Raw genomic sequence first — 16,646 nt, forward strand, 5'->3', positions numbered from 1 at the left:
GGTCTGCGCGTGTTCGAGTTCTTCTTTCGACACGGCGCCCTTGGCCGTCAGCCCTTGGCGGCGCGCCAAGTCTTCTTGCGCCTTGTTCACGTCGGCCTGCACGCGGCTCAACTCGGCCTCCCGCAGCTTGACGTTGGCCTGGTAGGTGGCGTCGTTGGCAAACAGCGTACGCACCTCGCGCACCGTCTGCCCGAGTTGAGCCTGCGCCTGATCCAGCGCCACTTGCGCGTCGGCCGGGTCGAGCTTGACCAGCGGGTCGCCGGCCTTCACGAAGTCGGTGTCCTCCACGCGAATGGCCAGCACCGTGCCCGCCACTTGCGGGGTCACCTGCACCACATTGCCGGCCACGTAGGCGTTGTCCGTCGAGACAAAGTAGCGCGCGTGCAGCCCCCAATACAGGCCATATCCGACGACCAATGCCGTGCAAACGGCCGCGATGCTCAGCATGGCGACGCGACGCGTGCCGTTGGAATTTGAAGCGTGTTGAGACGGTGCCGACATGATGTCTTCCTTGAAAACGTAGAGGGTTACTGCGTGCTGGCTTCGGCCACATAGCCGCCGCCCAGGGCGCGGACCAGGCCAATCTGCAAATCAAGCTCACGGGCCTTCAGTTCGGCGGCCTGGCGGCGCTGATTGAGCACGGCGGTTTCAGCGCTGAGCACGGTCAGGTAGGTGCCCAGACCGGCCCGGTAGCGTGTCAGGGCCAGGTCGTAGGCGCCCTCGGCCGAAGCTTGCGCCTGCCGCTGCTCGGCCGACTGCTTGCGCAAGGAATGCTGCGAGGTCATGGCATCGGCCACGTCACGCACCGCCGACGCGAGGATGAAGTTGTAGGTCTCGACGGCGGCATCGGCATCAGCCACCCGGCCGCTCAACTGAGCCCGCAAACGCCCGCCCTCGAAGATGGGCAGGCTCACCGCCGGGGTCACACCGAACTCGCGGCTGCCGCCACTCAAGAAGTGCTCGGCCCCCAGGCTGTGAAAGCCCACGAACGCTGCCAGGTTGACGTTCGGGTAGAACGCCGCCCGCGCGGCCTCGACGCCCTTGAGCGAGGCCTCGACGCGCCAGCGCGCGCCCGCGAGGTCGGGTCGCCGACCGATCAGGTCCGCCGGGATCACCGCTGGCGGCTCGACACTGCTCAAGGCCTGCAAACGCGGCGTCAGCCCGTCCATGCTCTGCGGGCTGCTGCCCACCAGCAAGGCCAGGGTGTGCCGCGTGAGCGCGATCTGCTCGTCGATGGCCTCGATCTCTTGCCGGGTCTGCGGCAATGCGCCTTCAGACTGGCGCAGCTCGACCTGCGTGTCCAGCCCGGCTTTCACACGGTCGCCCACCAGATCGTGCGTCTGCTCGCGTTGCTTGAGCGTGGCCTGGTCCACGTCGCGCAGGTCTTGCAAGCGGGCCAGCTGCACGTAGGTCTTGGCGATCTGGGTCGACAAGTACCAGCGCGCAGCGGCCAAGTCGGCCTCGGCCGCGCGTTGCGTGCCCACGGCGGCCTGCAGCGCCGCATGGTCGCGCCCCCACAGATCGAGCTCCCAGCTGGCGCCCACGCGCAGCAGGTTGTCGCTCACCATGTGCCCGGCCAGCGACGGCGGGTAGATGTAGTGCTCGGACATCCGCTCGCGGGTGCTTTGCAACTCGGCCCCCACCTGCGGCATCAACGCCGCACCCGCTGCTTGCGCTTGAGCCATGGCCGAGCTCAGGCGGGCTTGCGTCACGCGCACCGAAGGGCTGCTCTGCAGGGCCTGCTCGATGAGCTGGTTCAACGCCGGGTCGCCGTAGGCGCGCCACCAGTCGTTGTGCAGCCAATCAGATCGTGCGCCATCGCCCGCCCCCATCGATTGCGCCGTGCGCAACTCGGCCTGCGGCGCAATGCCGCCTGGGTTGGCGCAGCCGGCAAGCATCGCGGCGACCATGATCGGAGCGACGACCACCGCCACCAGCCGACCAGGCAGTGATTGATGCGAATGAGTGCTCATGGCTGATTGCTCCGTGCCGGCTTGGCGTATGTGTTGCTCGTCATGACTGCCCCTGCCCGCCTTGCAGCCGTTCGCCGTTTTCAAGCAGGCGGCTGAGCAGCGAGAACAACTGGTCGTGCTCGGCCCGCGTGAAGCCATGCAAGAAGTCGTTGAGCACGTCGGAGAGGACGTAAGGGATGTCGGCGATCACGCGTTCGCCCGATTCGGTCAGCACCAGCTTGACCACGCGTCGGTCGTCGGTGCTGCGCTCGCGGCGCAAGAAGCCTTTGTCTTCCAGGCGATCGAGCGTGCGCGTCATGCTGCCGGTGTCCACGTTCAACTCGCGCGCCAGCGAGGCGGCGGTCTGGCAGCGGCAGGTATGGATCATGAACAGCGGCCCCCACTGCGCCTGTGTCAGGTCTTGCCCTTCGATGCGCGCCGACACCTCGCGGCCCATGGCGGCCACCACGCGGCGAATCAACCAGCCCAGGCTTTTGGGCGGGTCGTAGGTGGCCCCGGAATAGAAGTTGGCTTTCTTGCTCATGGCTGGCCTTGCAGCGCCCCGTGAAATTAACTGCCTGGCATGTTACTGCATAAGCAGCAATTGCGTCGGCAACCTTTTCACGAACCCCACGCCGATGCGATGTCTGGCTAGCCGAGCACGGCCTGCATGCGCCGATGAGCGGGCGTCTTTGAGACTACGCCGCGGCAATCGACGTCACCTCTGCGTCACCCCCCACGCCTAAGGTGCGGATCCGTTGTTCAACCCGTCAGTACAAAGGATCCGCCATGAAGGCCATTCGCCTCGCCAGCGCCGCCCTGCTCGCCACCGCTTCCCTGGCATCGCACGCCACCACCGTGAACCTCGCCGTTGACGCCTGGAACGCCGCCTACTTCGGCGACACCGGCAGCACCTGGCTGGACGACTACGCGTTCAACGAGCCCAAACCGCTCGATTTCAGCCTCACCCTGACCCAGGCCGGCTACCTCAACGTGACCGACGCAGGCCTGGCTGGCGACACCTTCCAGGTGGTCGTGCGCGACGCGCTGAACAACGTGGTGGTGAACGCCGCCACGTCGGCCCCGGGCGCTGACACCGCCACCGACATCGGCGTGGACTTTGCTCAAGCCCTGGCCAGCAACAACTGGAGCCATGGCAGCTGGCTGCTCGGCCCCGGCAGCTACACCGTGTCGGGCTCGGTGCTGAACTCGGCCTATGGCGCCGGCGTACTCGGCGTCTCCGTCACCACCGCCGTGCCGGAGCCCGCCACCTACTCGATCCTGCTCGCCGGCCTGGTCGCGTTGGGCCTCGTCGCTCGCCGCCGCGGCTGATACGCCCCCTCGCCCGCTCCGTCCTCTCGCATTCGAAAGACCGAACCATGCGCCACACTCTGATCGCCCTCTCGCTGCTTGCCGCCTTCGGCAGCGGCCAGGCCGCCACCTGCGCCACACCTGACGCCCGAGCCACCGTGTTCATCGGCGGTGTCGACACCACCATCGCCAACGTCGACGCCGATGGCGACGGCGCGGGCAACTGCACGCTGAACGACCTGCTCAAGGCCGACCTGCCCAACATCACCTGGGGCAGCCACACCGCCTTCGTCAACAACGCCAAGACCGTGATCGCCGGCTCGCCCCTGAGCACTGCCGACCAGGCCACGCTGCTGGCAGCTGCCACCAGCTCGACGGTGGGCAACACGCTGCAGGTCAAGGTCATCGCGTTCAACGACTTCCACGGCACCTTCGACAAGCAAGGCGCGCTGTTCGGCGTGAACCCGACGGGCGGCGTGGCTTACATGGCCACCCAGATCAACGCCCTGAAAGCGCAGAACCCGAACAACGCCGTGGTCTCGGCCGGTGACCTGACCGGCGCCAGCCCGCTGGCTTCGGCCCTGTTCCACGACGAAGGTTCGATCGAAATCATGAACCGCATCGGCCTGGACTTCAACGCGGTCGGCAACCATGAATTCGACGCCGGCAAGACCGAACTGCTGCGCAAGCAAACCGGCGGCTGCGCCGTGGGCGCCGACCCCGCCACGACCTGCCGTGGGGCCGACGTGGGCACGCCGGTGCCGTTCGAGGGCGCGAAATTCAAGTACCTGGCCGCCAACGTGGTCGACACGGCCACCGGCAAGACGCTGTTCCCGGCCTACAAGGTCAAGAGCTTCAAGGGCATCCCCGTTGCCTTCATCGGCATGACGCTGCAACAGACGCCGTCGATCGTCACCCCCTCGGGCGTGGCCGGCCTGCAGTTCAACGACGAAGCCAACACCGTGAACGCGCTGATCCCGCAACTGCGCAACCAAGGCATCCGCGCCGTGGTCGTGCTGATCCACCAAGGTGGCTTCACCACGGGCGGCAAGGACGACTGCACGGGCTTGTCGTCGGACATCATCCCCCTGCTCGACCGCTTCAGCCCCGAGGTGGACGTGATCGTCAGCGGCCACACGCACTGGGCCTACAACTGCGTGCGCCCCGATGCCCAACGCCCCGATGGTCGCCGCCTGACCAGCGCCGGCAAGTACGCCCAGGTGGTGACCGACATCAATCTGAACATCGACACGACAACGCGCGACGTGGTCAGCACCACCGCCACCAACATCGTGGTCAACCCCAGCACGCTGGCGGCCGACCCCACCGTCGATGCCCTGGTGCAAGGCTACAAGACGCTGGCCAAGCCGATCGCGGGCCAGATCGTGGGCTACATCACCAGTGACATCACCAAGGTGCAAAACGCCGCGGGTGAATCGCAAGCCGGCAACCTGGTGGGTGATGCCTTCCTGTACGCCACCGCCGACTCCGACAAGGGCGGCGCCGTCGTGGCCTTCACCAACGCCGGCGGCCTGCGCGGCACCGACCCGGTGTTCGCCTACTCGGCCAGCGCCCCGAACAACGGTGGCGCGGGCGACGGCAAGGTGTCGTACAACGAAGCCTTCACCTTCATGCCCTTCGGCAACAACCTGGTGGTGATGACGCTCACCGGCGCCCAGCTCAAGCAAGCGCTGGAGCAGCAGTTCCCGCCGTCGTCTGCCGCATCGGCCGATTGCAAGTCCTGGAACAAGCAGACCGCCCAGCGCATCATGCAGCCCTCGGCCAGCCTGAGCTACAGCTGGAGCGCCAGCCGCGCCGACTGCGACAAGGTGGACGCCTCGACACTGAAGATCAACGGCGTGCTGGTTGACCCGGCGCTGAACTACCGCGTCACGGTCAACAGCTTCATGGCCACCGGCGGTGACAACCTCACCATCTTCAACAGCGGCACCGACCGCCTGGGCGGCGCGCAAGACATCGACGCTCAAGTGGCCTACTGGAAGGCTCACTCGTCGGAGCTGGCTCCGCTGGCCCCGCCGGCCCTGGGCCGCATCACCAAGCACTGATCCAACCGGAACAAGTACAAGAGCGACCGCTGCGGCGGTCAGGTGCTTGACCGGCAGCCCGAGCGCTGCCGGCTTTTCTATTTCCAGACGAGGTTTTCGCATGCGTCGAGCCCTTCTTTCTCATGCCGCGACGCTCATGTTCACCAGCCTGGTGGGCCTGACGAGCCCCACCGCGCAGGCTCACGGCGGCGCGCACGACTGGCATGCGCCGTCAAACAAGCTGACCGGCATCGAGCGCGGCGTGCAGTTCGCGCTGTCTTGCGACCACACCATCCACGAACTGCTGTCCGAGTACGACAGCTGCCTGGCCTACTACGCCGACCAGATGGCGAGCGACCCGGTCGCCGCCACGGCCTACTGGTATGTCGCCCTCACGCGGGTGCGCAGCGCACTACAAAACGACTACCCCGACGCCGGGCAATTTCTGCCCGTCTTCGAGGCGCGCTACCGCCAAGCCCAGAGCCGACAGGTGGTGCCGGAGTCGCGCCTGTGCGTGACCATCTCTGCGCCCTGCCCGCCTGCCGCGCCAGCCACCACCCACTGAGAAGCTCGGCGCGCACGCCCGGCCTGATCGGGTCTGAGAAAATGGCGGGTTGCCGATGCGCCATCGCGTGCCGGCCCCGCCCTCAGCCCGATCACGCACCATGCCTCTCGTACCGTACGCCCTCACCCGTCCCTTTCTATTTGGTCTCGACCCCGAGCACGCCCACGAGGTCACCCTCGGCTCGATCGCCCGCTTTCAGAACACGCCGCTGCAGTGCCTGTGGTCGCAAAGCCGGGTGGCCGACCCGGTCCAGATCGCCGGGTTGACCTTCCCGAACCGCATCGGCCTGGCCGCCGGGCTCGACAAGAACGGCCGCTGCATCGACGGCCTGGGCGCGATGGGCTTCGGCTTCATCGAGGTCGGCACCGTCACCCCCAAAGCGCAACCGGGCAACCCCAAGCCGCGCATGTTCCGCCTGCCCGAGGCCGACGCGCTGATCAACCGACTCGGCTTCAACAACGAGGGGCTGGACAGCTTTTTGGCCAACGTGAAGCAGGCGCGCTTTCGCTCGCAAGGCGGCGTGCTGGGCCTGAACATCGGCAAGAACGCCACCACCCCCATTGAGCGCGCGGTGGACGACTACCTGATCGCGCTCGAAGGCGTGCTGCCGCATGCCGACTACGTGACCGTCAACATCTCGTCGCCCAACACGCAGAACCTGCGCAGCCTGCAAAGCGACGAAGCGCTCGACGCCCTGCTCGGCGCGCTGCAAGAGCGCCGTCTGAAGCTCACCGCGCAGTTGGGCCGCAACGTGCCGATGCTCGTGAAGATCGCACCTGACCTGGACGAAGCGCAGGTCGGCGTGATCGCCGCCACGCTCAAGAAGAACGCCATCGACGGCGTGATCGCCACCAACACCACGATCTCGCGCGAGGCCGTCAAGGGCTTGCCGCACGCCGACGAGACCGGTGGCCTGAGCGGCCGGCCGGTTTTCGAGGCCAGCAACCGCGTGATCCGCCAACTGCGTGCGGCACTCGGCGCGGGCTACCCCATCATCGGCGTGGGCGGCGTGCTCAGCGGCAGCGATGCCCGGGCCAAGATCGACGCCGGCGCCGACCTGGTCCAGATCTATACGGGCCTGATCTACCGGGGCCCCGCCCTGGTGCGCGAATGCGCGCTGGCGTTGCGCGGTTGACTCCGGCGCAGCACCGCTGTCGAGCGGCCAGCCGTGGTGCCTTTTATTGAGGCGCCCCGCGTGCGCTATTTCGCGGTTCGGCTCAGGGCGCGGCGCGGTTCAATAGACGGGTGACACGTGGCACGGCCGTCAACCTGATGGCTCCCCACCTCGTTGTCATGCCATGACAGTCAAAAATGGCACGCCGCTTGCAACGGCGATTTCGTCAACCCGAACCACGCCTTTGACCATGAACGCGCCCGAAGTCATCCAGCTCACTCGCCCTCGCGTGCTGCTGCCGACCTGCCAGCGCAATCTCGATGGCCACGTCTTCCACGCCGCCGGCCGCAAATATGTCGATGCCGTCCGCATGGCCGGTTGCATGCCGCTGGTGGCGCCGGCCACCGAGGCCGACGCAATCGACGAATTGCTCGAGTTCGCCGATGGCATCTTGCTCACCGGCTCGCCCTCGAACGTGCACCCCATCTACTTCGGCGAAGCGGTGCACAACCCCGCCTTGCCGCTCGACCTCGAGCGCGACCGCCTCACGCTGGGGTTGATCCCCCGGGCGCTGGAGCTGGGCGTGCCGCTCATGGCCATCTGCCGGGGCTTTCAAGAGGTGAACGTGGCCCTCGGCGGTTCGCTGCACCAGGCCGTGCACGAGGCCGATGGGCTCGACGACCACCGCGACGACGAAACCCAGTCGCTCGAAAGCCGCTACGGCACGCTGCGCCATCACGTGTCGGTGGAGCCCGGCGGACTGCTGGAGCAGATCGTGGGCACGGGTGAATTCAAGGTCAACAGCCTGCACGGCCAGGGCATCAAGCAGCTGGCTCCCGGCCTGCGCGTCGAGGCCCGCGCCCACGACGGACTGATCGAGGCCTTCACCAAGGTGGACGCGCCGGCCTTCAACCTCGGCGTGCAATGGCACCCCGAGTGGATGGCGGCCGCCAACCCGATCTCGGTGAAGCTGTTTGCCGCGTTCGGCGCGGCCTGCAAGGCGCATCAGGCGCGACGCTTCGGTTGCTGAGCCCCGGGCGGCGCCTCGTTAGGCGGCTCAGCCCGCCGCGCTGGTGAACTTCAAGCTGCCCTCGTCGATCGCCTTGCGCGCCGACTGCAGGGCCTCCTGCACTTCTTTCAGGTTGATGTCGATGGCGCGCGCGTAGCGCTGCACCACGTGGCTGAGCGCATGCGCTTGCTTGGCGGAGGGTTGCTCGATGGCGTCCAGCGCCTCGTTGGCCGCGCTGGCCACGGCGCGCAATACGTCGCCCCGGTCGTCGGGCTTGCGCACCGGGCTCTGCAGATTGAGCGGGCGCAGCGCCTGCACCAGTTCTTCGTCCAGCCCCCAATGCTTGGCCACGGCCAGGCCCAGCGCCTCGTATTCGATGCCCAGCACCGCGCTGGTGGCGGCGGACTCGGACATGCCCGGCGTCTCAGCCATGCCCGGCACCTCGGGCGGCTCCGGCAGCGTCAGGCGCGAGATTTGCGCCGCTTCTTCCGGGAAGTGATACAGCACCAGCAGGCGCCCCAGGTTCTGCAGCATGCCGGCGCTGAGTGCCTCGTAGGAGTCGGTGCCCGGCGGACACAACGCATCGGCCACCAGCCCGGCCACGCAAGCGCGGCGCAGCGCGCGCTCAAGCAGCACGGCCGCGTCGCCGCGCCCACCGCCCAGCAGGGCGCCCGGCCACGGACGCAGGCCTTGCGCCGCCGAGTACACGCCGTGCATGCCCACCAGAAACACCGCCCGGCGCACCGAGCTCACCGGGCCCTCGCCGTGGCCGTGGAACTGCACCGCGTTGATCATGCGCAGCAGTTCGCACACCAAAGCTGGGTCTTGCACGATCAGATCAACCATTTCGTCGACGCGCTGACCTTCCATGCGCGCCAGCTTGCTGACGCGAGCCGACAAACCTTCGCGCCCCGGCAAGGCGCCGACGCTGTTGAGCCGGTCGAGCAGCAGGGCCAGCGGCCCCGCCGAATCTTGCGCGTTGACTTCAAGCCAGCCATGCAAGGCCCGCAGCAAGGTACGCGCGCTGAGGTAGCGCTGGCGCGGCTGGCGATCGGTGGCGCGGTTGACGATGGCGCGCAGCGTGTCGGGCACGGTGTGCGGCGTCGTCCAGGGCAGGCGCACGATCTCGCGGCCGACCCGGGCGGCGGCCTGCGCCAGATCGGGCTCGTCGAGGGCGGGGTGTCCGGCCAACAGGCGGTGCAGCAGCAGCCCGAAGGTCAGCAGGTCGCGCTCGCTGGCGTCACGCTGGCTGCGCAGTTGCGTGGCATCCGCCGTGGCGCCATGGTGTCCGCCCTGGGCGTGCGCCGCAGCGGCTGACGCGTTCGGGTCGGTCACGAACATCCCCACCGCCAGGCCGAGCAGCGTGGCCCTACCTTGAGAGTCGAACACCACCTGGTGCAAGCCGACATCGAGGTGGCTGACGCCGGCCTCGTGCGCGTAGGCCAGACCTTCGAGCAGGTCGCAGCCCCACTCGGCCACGTTCCAGGGCGTGGGCGCCCCGCTGGCCAGTTGTTCCGACAGCGGCACGAGCTCACGCAAGTCGTACAGCGCGAAGGGCCAGCCGTCTTCGACACCGATTTCGACCGGAGTCAGCAACCTGGGGTGGTTCAGACGGGCCGCGCCTTGCACCGCGTCCAGCCAGCTTTTGACACCGGCCGCAGACGGGGCGCTGCGCGGCAAGCTCAGCAGCACTTCGGCGTCGAGCCGGCTGTCGAACCCTGCCCAGGTCATCGAGCGGGCGCTCTTGCCCAGCAGATGACGCAACTCGAAGCGCCCCAGTCGAGAGGCAAGCGGGCGGGCGTGAGCAACCATGCGGCGTGATGACGTGTCGAAAGGCAGTTCACCCGATTGAATGCCAGCTCACCTGCGATCAGTACGTGAAAAAACCCGCGTCTGGCGGCCTAAATCGAGTCCACCCCGCATTCGATCAGCTCACCGGCGCCGCTGATGAACGCCGCCCGCACCATGTCGCCCGGTTGCAGCGCCTGCACGGCCCGTTGGTAGCGGCTCAGTTGCTCGCGATAGGCGGTCAATTCCTGAGGCCGATGCTGCAGCTTGTAGTCGAGCACCCACCACTCTTGCCCGCCGGTCGCCAGCGGGCGGGCGACCAGGCGATCGAGCCGCAGCACGTCGCCCCCGTCAACCAGCTCCACCTCGTTGCCGGCCCACGCCAGCGCCGCAGGGTCGAGCCAGGGCTGCAAGGCCGGGTTGAACAGCACCGGCCGCACCAAGTGCTCCAGCGTGGGCCCATCCGCGGCGCCGAGCCCGAATTCGGCGGCCGCCGCGCGGGTCGCATCGGGCAGCGCCGCGTTGCGCTGCGCCACGGGCCGCGCGGTGAGCCACTCCAGCACCCGGTGCACCGCGCGCCCCAGTTGGGCTTCGCGGTTGTCGGCCGGACTCGCGAGGTGCGTCTCGGCCCCCGGTTCAGCTCGCTCGACAAAGCGCCGCGCCGCAGGCAGGCGGATCGGCTCCAGCGCGCGCCCCTCGCCCACCGCCGCGGTCGAACCAGCGCCCGGCTGCCAGATGGCCGCGCCGCCCAGGCCGCCGGTGGCTTCGGCGCGTTGCCACCAGGTGGCATGCTCGCCACGCCGATGCGGCTCGAGTCGGCTGAACACCAGTTGCTCGCGCGCCCGCGTCATCGCCACGTACAGGCCGTTGAGCTCCTCGCGCTGGCGCATCAGGCGCTCGGTGTCCATGGCCCGCACCAGCGACGGCGGCGGCTTGGTTTCTGACTTCACGAACGCGCAGCAGGTCGGGTGCGGGGCATCGACCGGCCAGTCGATCAGCAGCGTGTGCGTGTCGGCCTTGGCGGGCGCGGCATCGGCATCGACGATGAAGACGACGCGCGCTTCCAGCCCCTTGGCGCCGTGCACGGTCAACAGTTGCACCGCATCGGCCTGCTGAGGCGCCACGAAGCTCAAGGGCTGCCGTTTGAGCGCCCGAACGAAGCCGTAGGACGTGAGGTAGCGCCCGCCGTCCAAAGCCAGGGCCTGGGCCAGCACGGCGTCCAGCGCGGCCAGAGCCACCTGCCGCTGGGCGGCGGGCACGGCGGCCGCAAGCCGCTCGCGCCATTCGCCTTCGGCCACGATGCGGTCGAGCCAATCGTGCGGCGGCACCCCTTGGGCCGCAAGCTGCCAACGAGGCAAGAGCCGGCGCGCGCGTTGCAAGGCGGGGTGAGCCGGCCAATCGTGCGCCAGCAAGGCTCGCCACCACCCTCCTCGCCCGCTGCGCGAGCGGGCGTCCCCCGCCACGGCGCGACTCGCCGCCGCCCCCAGGGCCAACAGGTCAACATCGGTCGCCCCGAACAACGGGCTGCGCAGGGCGTGCGCCAGCGAGAGGTCGTGCTGCGGAGACACCAACGCGTCGATCAACGCCACCACGTCGCGGGCCTCGGGTGCTTCGAGCAAGGCATGGTCTTCGGGCGCGACGTGAGCAATGTGTCGCTCGCGCAAGGCCTGCGCCACCCAGCGCAGCGCCTCGCGCCGGCGGCTGAGCACGAAGACGTCGCCCGGGCGCAAACGCGGCTGGTCTGCTTGCGCCAGCAGCTCGGCAATCGCCGCCGCCACCTGACGCGCCTCGATCTGGCGCAACGCCTCTTCGGCGGCGTGCCGGGGCGTGAGCAGGCTGTCGCGCCAGTCGTCATCCACAACGCCCTCGTCGGACGCCGGGGCAGCGTCTTCGCCGGCCGACGCATCGCCCGATTCGGCCGAACGGGCCGAGCGCGGCACGCCCGGCAAGGCCAGCACGGCGCCGCCGGTCTTCGATTCGGTGGTGTGCGGCCTGAACCCCGCGAACGCGCGCTCGGCCGAGGCTTGCTCGAACATGCCGTTGAGCGCGGCCAGCACGGCCGGGGCGTTGCGTCGGGTGTGATCGCAGGCCAGCAAGGCGCCGCCCAGCCCTTGCGTGACGAAGGCTTGCGCCGCCTCGAACACGCGCGGCTCGGCACGCCGGAAGCGGTAGATGCTCTGCTTGGGGTCACCCACGATGAACACCCCCGGCGGCTCGCGCCCGCTCGCGCCGCCGCCAGCGCCGGCATACCCCGCCAGCCAGGCATGCAGCGCCTGCCACTGCAGCGGGCTGGTGTCTTGAAACTCGTCGATCAGCACCTGCCGCACGCGCGCATCGAGCCGCTCCTGCACCCAGCCGGACAACGCAGCGTCGCGCAGCAGATGCAGCGCCCCGCGTTCGAGATCGTCCATGTCCGCCAGACCGCGCTCGCGCTTGATGTCCACATACGCCTGCAGCAGCACACGAGCCAGCCGGGTCATGCGAGCGTGCAGCTCGTGCGCGATCTGCTGGTCGCGGGCGGCCTTGAGCGCCTGCAATTCGTCGGCCACGGCCGGCCAGTCGTCGCTCTCGGGCAACTTGGCGCGCGGGGTGTCTTTCTGGGTGAACAGGGCGCTCCAGACGTCCTTGAATGCGATCTCGGCGTCGGTCTGGCTCAGCGCGGCCTCCAGCTCGGCCGCCAGCCGCAGCGGCGTCGCGCCCTTGGCCGCGCCCCAATGCCGGGCCACGCGCCACAGGCGGGTGTTGAGGTCACCCCCCAGCACCGCCTCGGCAGGCGTGGCAAATGCCGCCCAACGTTCGGACCAGTGCGCGGCGTCGGGCAGGCAGGACTCGACCACGCCTGCTGCGTCGGCCATCTCGAATTCGCTGCGCTTGGCCAGCGCGGCTTCGAGCCAGGCATGGGTGGAGTGCCGCCCCAGCTCGCCGATCAGGCCGGTGTAGTCGTCGGTCAGGCCCAAGTCGGCCGACACCGCGAGCAAGAAGCGCCGCCAGATGTCGGGCAACAGCTCGGTGTTGTCCTCCAGCAGGTTCATCTCGGGCGGCAGGCCGAGCTCGGCCAGCATGTCCATCGGTGCGGCGCGCATCAGGCGCGAGAACCAGCGGTGGAAGGTATGGATCTCCACCGCGCGCCCACCAGCCAGCACGCGCCAATAAAGCTGCTGCAAGGCGCCGGCCTGTTGCGCGGCCTGCTCGGGTGGCAGGCCGCGCATCACCAGTTCGCGCTGGCGCTGGGCGTCATCGGCCGCGGCAAAGTCGCGCAACCACTCGAAGAGACGCTCGCGCATCTCGGCAGCAGCCTTCTTGGTGAAGGTGATGGCCAGAATCTCTTGCGGCTCGGCTCCTTCGAGCAGCGCCCGCAAGATGCGCGACACCAGCATCCACGTCTTGCCGGCGCCCGCACAGGCCTCGACAACCACGCTGCGACGCGGGTCGCACGCCACGGCATAAAACCCGGCGCGCTCGACGTGGCGGCCGTCCATCCAATACGACGCCTCTTGCGAGGCCGCTTGCGGCGCCTGTTGCGTTGACACGATCGCCTCGCTCATGCGTTCACCCCCGGCTGGACCTCGGCTTCGTCGCCCCAATGATCACGCCGGCACAGGCCACGGCTGCGGCAGTAGTCGCAAGCCGGCCCCTCGCCCAGCGCCCGCATCGGCTCGCCCTGCGCGATGCGCTGCATGTCGTGCACCAGCCCGGCGATGAGGCTGCGCGCGCTGGCTTCCACCTCGGGGTGCGCGACGAGGCTGGCCTGGCGGTCCTCCAGGCTCAGATAACCGGCCTCCAGGCGCGGCATCTGCTGCTCCTGCAAGATCAGCATGGCAGCGTAAAAGGCCAGCTGCGTGTCTTCGGTCGGCACCTTCACGCGCGCCTGCAAGGTCGCCTTGGCTGTCGTCTTGTAGTCGAGGATGCGCCACACGCGCAGCCCCGGCGTGCCGGCATCGGCCCCTTCGCTCGGGCGCACCGAGTCGACTCGATCCAGCTGCCCCGACAGCGACACCCCCAGCTCGCGCAACTCGGCGCAGTCGGCCTGCACGGGCAGCTCCATGCGCAGCACCTCGGCGCCCAGGCGAGCACGCTGCTCGGCCCACCATTGCACGTAGACCCGCGCCAGCCGGGCGAAGGCCGCGTAGTAGGGCAAGAAGGCCGCGCGCCGCTCGGCCTCGTCCCAGCCGTTCTCGGCGGTCACCGCCTCGGCCGCCTGCCAGAGGCGATCGACTTCGGCGTCCACATCGAACGCGGCCGCGCTGATGGCACCGGGGTTATCGTCGGCGTGATAGCGCCGCAGCACCTCATGCAGCCAGGTGCCGTAATCGCGCTTGTCGATGCCGTCCTCCAGCTCATCGCTCTCACGCAAACCCAGTAGCACCTCGGCCTGGAATCGATAGGGGCAACTGCGCAAGGCTTCGTAGGTGGTGGCGTTGAGCCGTGCCGGCAGGCGCATTTCGATGTCAGGCGACAGGCGCGGCAGCGGGCGAATCACCGGTGTGGGCGAGAGCGTCAACTCGCCGCGCGCATCGCTCGCCACTCGCCAGGACTCGATGGCGCGCTTCAGCTTCCAGCGCTCGAGCAAGGGGCTGCAACCCAGCGGCCGATCGCCGTCCGCCTCGCGCCACAGCCAGTGCACCGGGTGCGAGGCCAGCAGCAGCCGAAAGCCGGCCCATTGCTGCTCGCGCAACACCGCCCGGGTCGGCACGCCCAGGGCCTGCGCTACCCGCTCGCCCAGCAACGAGGGCGCCACCGCGGGCTCGCCCAGGTGGTCTTCGTCGACACCGGGCCAGACCACGGCGGCAAACGGCCGCAGCACGGCGCGCGCCATCGGCGTGATCACCACATCGGCCGCGTCGGGCATGCCCGGCATGTAGGCGACTTGCTCGAGCACCTCGTCCACCCACCGGATCAAGCCTTCGAAATCGACCTGCGTGGCCCGGGCTGCCGCCCCCCAGGCATCGTCGGCGAACGCGGCGCCCAGCCGTGTCAGGCGCAAGGCGTCCAGCACCTGCGCACCGGCATCGTCGGCCTGCAAGGCGCTCAACGCGCCGCAAGCCTGCAAGCCATCGTGCACACGCTGCAAGGCATCGAGCAATGAGCTTCGCGAGCCCCCTCGCACGATGGCAGCGAACCGGGCCGCAGCCTCCCAAAGAGATCGCGCGTCGTCCCACCCGGGGCGCAAAGGTTCGTCGCGCTCCACATGCCAGTCCACGCTCCAGGCTCGGGTCCAGCCCAGGCGGCGCGCCCAGGTTTCGAGTGCCTGCTCGCCATCCATGAGCTCGCCCTCGCCGGCTTCGCCCGCAGTCAGCCCGGCCCAGTCGGCCCAGCCCGATTTCAGGCCATCCAGCAAGTCGTCGCACGACGCCTGCACGCGAGCCAGTCGCAGCAGACTCATCAGCGCCGCAGCCGCCCGGGTGGTCGACAGCTTCCAGCCCGTTTCGTCGGCCACGGCCACTCCACCGCGCTCCAGCAAGGCCCGCACGCGGCGCACCAGACTGCGGTCTTGCGCGATCAGGGCCACCACGCCCGCTCCAGCTTGACGCTGCGCCAGCAACTGGTGAATCCGCGCCGCCGCTCGCTGCGCCTCGTCTTCAAAATCCAGCGCCTGCTCGACGCAGGCTTGCGGCAGCGCGGCATCGGGCGCGCTGAGCCGCCCTTGCAGCGCCGCCACCGCGTCCAGGCACAACAAGGGCACGCCTTCTGCCCGGGCACGCTGCATCACCGCCTGCACCACGGGCTCGGCCGTGCCCACGTTGGTCAATACCCACGCAGCCGGGCGGCACCCCAGCAGTGCGTCCGTCACTGGCGCCGGGGCTTGCGCCGCCCACTCCAGGGCCAGACCGGCCAGCAGCCGCTCGCGGGCGCCCGCCCCGGCAGACGGCGCCAGCAAGGCCCGCCCCTGATCCCAAAAGGCGCCCCGCTGCTCGGGCAACACGCCGGCCACCGACCGCAGCAGTTGCTGCGCGGTCTCGACGAATCGATCGACGGCTTGCGCGAAACCCAGGCCGTCGCGCCGAGCCCAGTCCCGCGCCCAGGCGTGCCGAGTCAGCATCGCGCGAGCGGTGAGGCGGTCCACCATGCGGTCGCCGCTCAAGGCGCCGGCCGGCGTGGCCAACGTGCCCCCCAGCGCCTGTGCCAGCGTGCGCGTGGTTTCGATGCGCGGCAGCCAACCGCCCACCTCGCCGACCCAGGCCCGGCGCGCCAGCGGCAAATGCGCCGCGAATGGCAGCAGCACGTAGGCGTCCCGCGCGGACACCCCGCTTTGCCGCAGCCAAGCCGCAACGCCTTGCGCCCACGCTGCCCAGCCCGCATCGCCGCCCGCAAACGCGTGAGCCCATCCGGGCGCGACGGGCGGCTCAGCAACAAGTGACCCAGGCTCGGCTATCAACGTCATAGTTCAATTGCGGGCAATGCCACCCTTGAGGTAACAGGCTTTATGTCAGAATTCTCCGAACCCACCGCTCGGTTGCGCAGCCATGCGAACCACCGGGCTCCAACAAGCCGCCGAAGTCGCGGCCGTTTCAAGGATTTGAGCATGAGCAGCGAGTTGATCAAACACATCTCGGACGCATCGTTTGAAAGCGACGTCCTGAACGCCAGCCAACCCGTGCTGGTCGATTACTGGGCAGAGTGGTGCGGCCCGTGCAAGATGATCGCGCCCATCCTCGACGAAGTCGCCACCACCTACAACGGTCGCCTCGCCGTGGCCAAGATGAACGTCGACGAGAACCGCGACGTCCCCGCCAAATTCGGCATCCGCGGCATCCCGACCCTGATGATCTTCAAGGGCGGTCAACTGGCCGCCACCAAGGTTGGCGCACTCTCGAAGGCCCAGTTGACGGCCTTCATCGATGCCAATCTATAATGCCCCCTC

Annotated in this window: 12 protein-coding genes; 6 read left to right on the plus strand and 6 right to left on the minus strand. The window is 68.8% G+C overall.

The features are described from left to right. The 3 genes from ACE3SS_RS05780 to ACE3SS_RS05790 all read right to left on the minus strand — a co-directional run. The coding region (locus ACE3SS_RS05780; protein WP_374592215.1) for a biotin/lipoyl-binding protein at window positions 1-501 on the minus strand (501 nt) is incomplete at its 3' end. 26 nt (window positions 502-527) lie between these two features. Then, the gene (locus ACE3SS_RS05785) at window positions 528-1,973 is read right to left on the minus strand and encodes an efflux transporter outer membrane subunit (RefSeq protein ID WP_374592216.1); all 1,446 of its coding nucleotides are present in this window, start codon (window positions 1,971-1,973) and stop codon (window positions 528-530) included. Window positions 1,974-2,013: 40 nt separating this feature from the next. Then, complete coding sequence (locus tag ACE3SS_RS05790) at window positions 2,014-2,496, minus strand: MarR family winged helix-turn-helix transcriptional regulator (RefSeq protein WP_374592217.1); 483 nt, start codon at window positions 2,494-2,496, stop codon at window positions 2,014-2,016. A gap of 245 nt (window positions 2,497-2,741) precedes the next feature. On the opposite strand from ACE3SS_RS05790, the gene ACE3SS_RS05795 reads away from it, so the two are divergent. The 5 genes from ACE3SS_RS05795 to ACE3SS_RS05815 all read left to right on the plus strand — a co-directional run bounded on the left by ACE3SS_RS05795 (window position 2,742) and on the right by ACE3SS_RS05815 (window position 8,017). Next, window positions 2,742-3,284: an FxDxF family PEP-CTERM protein gene (locus ACE3SS_RS05795; protein WP_374592218.1), complete on the plus strand. Its 543-nt coding sequence runs from the start codon at window positions 2,742-2,744 to the stop codon at window positions 3,282-3,284. A 47-nt stretch (window positions 3,285-3,331) separates the two neighbouring features. Further along, entirely contained in the window at window positions 3,332-5,329 is a 1,998-nt protein-coding gene (locus ACE3SS_RS05800; protein WP_374592219.1) for a bifunctional UDP-sugar hydrolase/5'-nucleotidase, read from the plus strand. Window positions 5,330-5,465: 136 nt separating this feature from the next. Next, the gene (locus ACE3SS_RS05805; protein ID WP_374592220.1) at window positions 5,466-5,873 is read left to right on the plus strand and encodes a hypothetical protein; all 408 of its coding nucleotides are present in this window, start codon (window positions 5,466-5,468) and stop codon (window positions 5,871-5,873) included. Window positions 5,874-5,973: 100 nt separating this feature from the next. Next, window positions 5,974-7,008, plus strand: a complete 1,035-nt coding sequence (locus ACE3SS_RS05810; protein WP_374592221.1) for a quinone-dependent dihydroorotate dehydrogenase — start codon at window positions 5,974-5,976, stop codon at window positions 7,006-7,008. A 229-nt stretch (window positions 7,009-7,237) separates the two neighbouring features. Next, window positions 7,238-8,017 (plus strand): gamma-glutamyl-gamma-aminobutyrate hydrolase family protein, encoded by a 780-nt coding sequence (locus ACE3SS_RS05815; protein ID WP_374592222.1) that lies wholly within the window; start codon window positions 7,238-7,240, stop codon window positions 8,015-8,017. Between the two features lie 27 nt (window positions 8,018-8,044). Here ACE3SS_RS05815 and ACE3SS_RS05820 read toward each other — a convergent pair whose 3' ends face one another. The 3 genes from ACE3SS_RS05820 to ACE3SS_RS05830 form a co-directional block, all read right to left on the minus strand. Next, window positions 8,045-9,808 (minus strand): HDOD domain-containing protein, encoded by a 1,764-nt coding sequence (locus ACE3SS_RS05820; RefSeq protein WP_374592223.1) that lies wholly within the window; start codon window positions 9,806-9,808, stop codon window positions 8,045-8,047. An 89-nt stretch (window positions 9,809-9,897) separates the two neighbouring features. Beyond that, window positions 9,898-13,314 carry a UvrD-helicase domain-containing protein gene (locus ACE3SS_RS05825; protein WP_374592224.1) on the minus strand — a complete coding sequence of 1,139 codons (3,417 nt, stop codon included), beginning with the start codon at window positions 13,312-13,314 and terminating at the stop codon, window positions 9,898-9,900. An 11-nt stretch (window positions 13,315-13,325) separates the two neighbouring features. Continuing rightward, on the minus strand, window positions 13,326-16,007 hold the full coding sequence (locus tag ACE3SS_RS05830) for a PD-(D/E)XK nuclease family protein (RefSeq protein WP_374592225.1): 2,682 nt from the start codon (window positions 16,005-16,007) through the stop codon (window positions 13,326-13,328). 300 nt (window positions 16,008-16,307) lie between these two features. Here ACE3SS_RS05830 and trxA point away from each other — a divergent pair, with 300 nt between their 5' ends. Further along, complete coding sequence (gene trxA, locus ACE3SS_RS05835; protein ID WP_374592226.1) at window positions 16,308-16,637, plus strand: thioredoxin TrxA; 330 nt, start codon at window positions 16,308-16,310, stop codon at window positions 16,635-16,637. Window positions 16,638-16,646: the final 9 nt, after the last annotated feature.

Source organism: Aquabacterium sp., from assembly GCF_041915145.1.
GTDB lineage: Bacteria > Pseudomonadota > Gammaproteobacteria > Burkholderiales > Burkholderiaceae_C > Aquabacterium.

Bases quoted from the DNA above. Each gene is read 5' to 3' on its own strand.
- ACE3SS_RS05785 (WP_374592216.1), bottom strand. From the start codon at position 1,973: ATGAGCACTCATTCGCATCAATCACTGCCTGGTCGGCTGGTGGCGGTG.
- ACE3SS_RS05790 (WP_374592217.1), bottom strand. From the start codon at position 2,496: ATGAGCAAGAAAGCCAACTTCTATTCCGGGGCCACCTACGACCCGCCC.
- ACE3SS_RS05795 (WP_374592218.1), top strand. From the start codon at position 2,742: ATGAAGGCCATTCGCCTCGCCAGCGCCGCCCTGCTCGCCACCGCTTCC.
- ACE3SS_RS05800 (WP_374592219.1), top strand. From the start codon at position 3,332: ATGCGCCACACTCTGATCGCCCTCTCGCTGCTTGCCGCCTTCGGCAGC.
- ACE3SS_RS05805 (WP_374592220.1), top strand. From the start codon at position 5,466: ATGTTCACCAGCCTGGTGGGCCTGACGAGCCCCACCGCGCAGGCTCAC.
- ACE3SS_RS05810 (WP_374592221.1), top strand. From the start codon at position 5,974: ATGCCTCTCGTACCGTACGCCCTCACCCGTCCCTTTCTATTTGGTCTC.
- ACE3SS_RS05815 (WP_374592222.1), top strand. From the start codon at position 7,238: ATGAACGCGCCCGAAGTCATCCAGCTCACTCGCCCTCGCGTGCTGCTG.
- ACE3SS_RS05820 (WP_374592223.1), bottom strand. From the start codon at position 9,808: ATGGTTGCTCACGCCCGCCCGCTTGCCTCTCGACTGGGGCGCTTCGAG.
- trxA (WP_374592226.1), top strand. From the start codon at position 16,308: ATGAGCAGCGAGTTGATCAAACACATCTCGGACGCATCGTTTGAAAGC.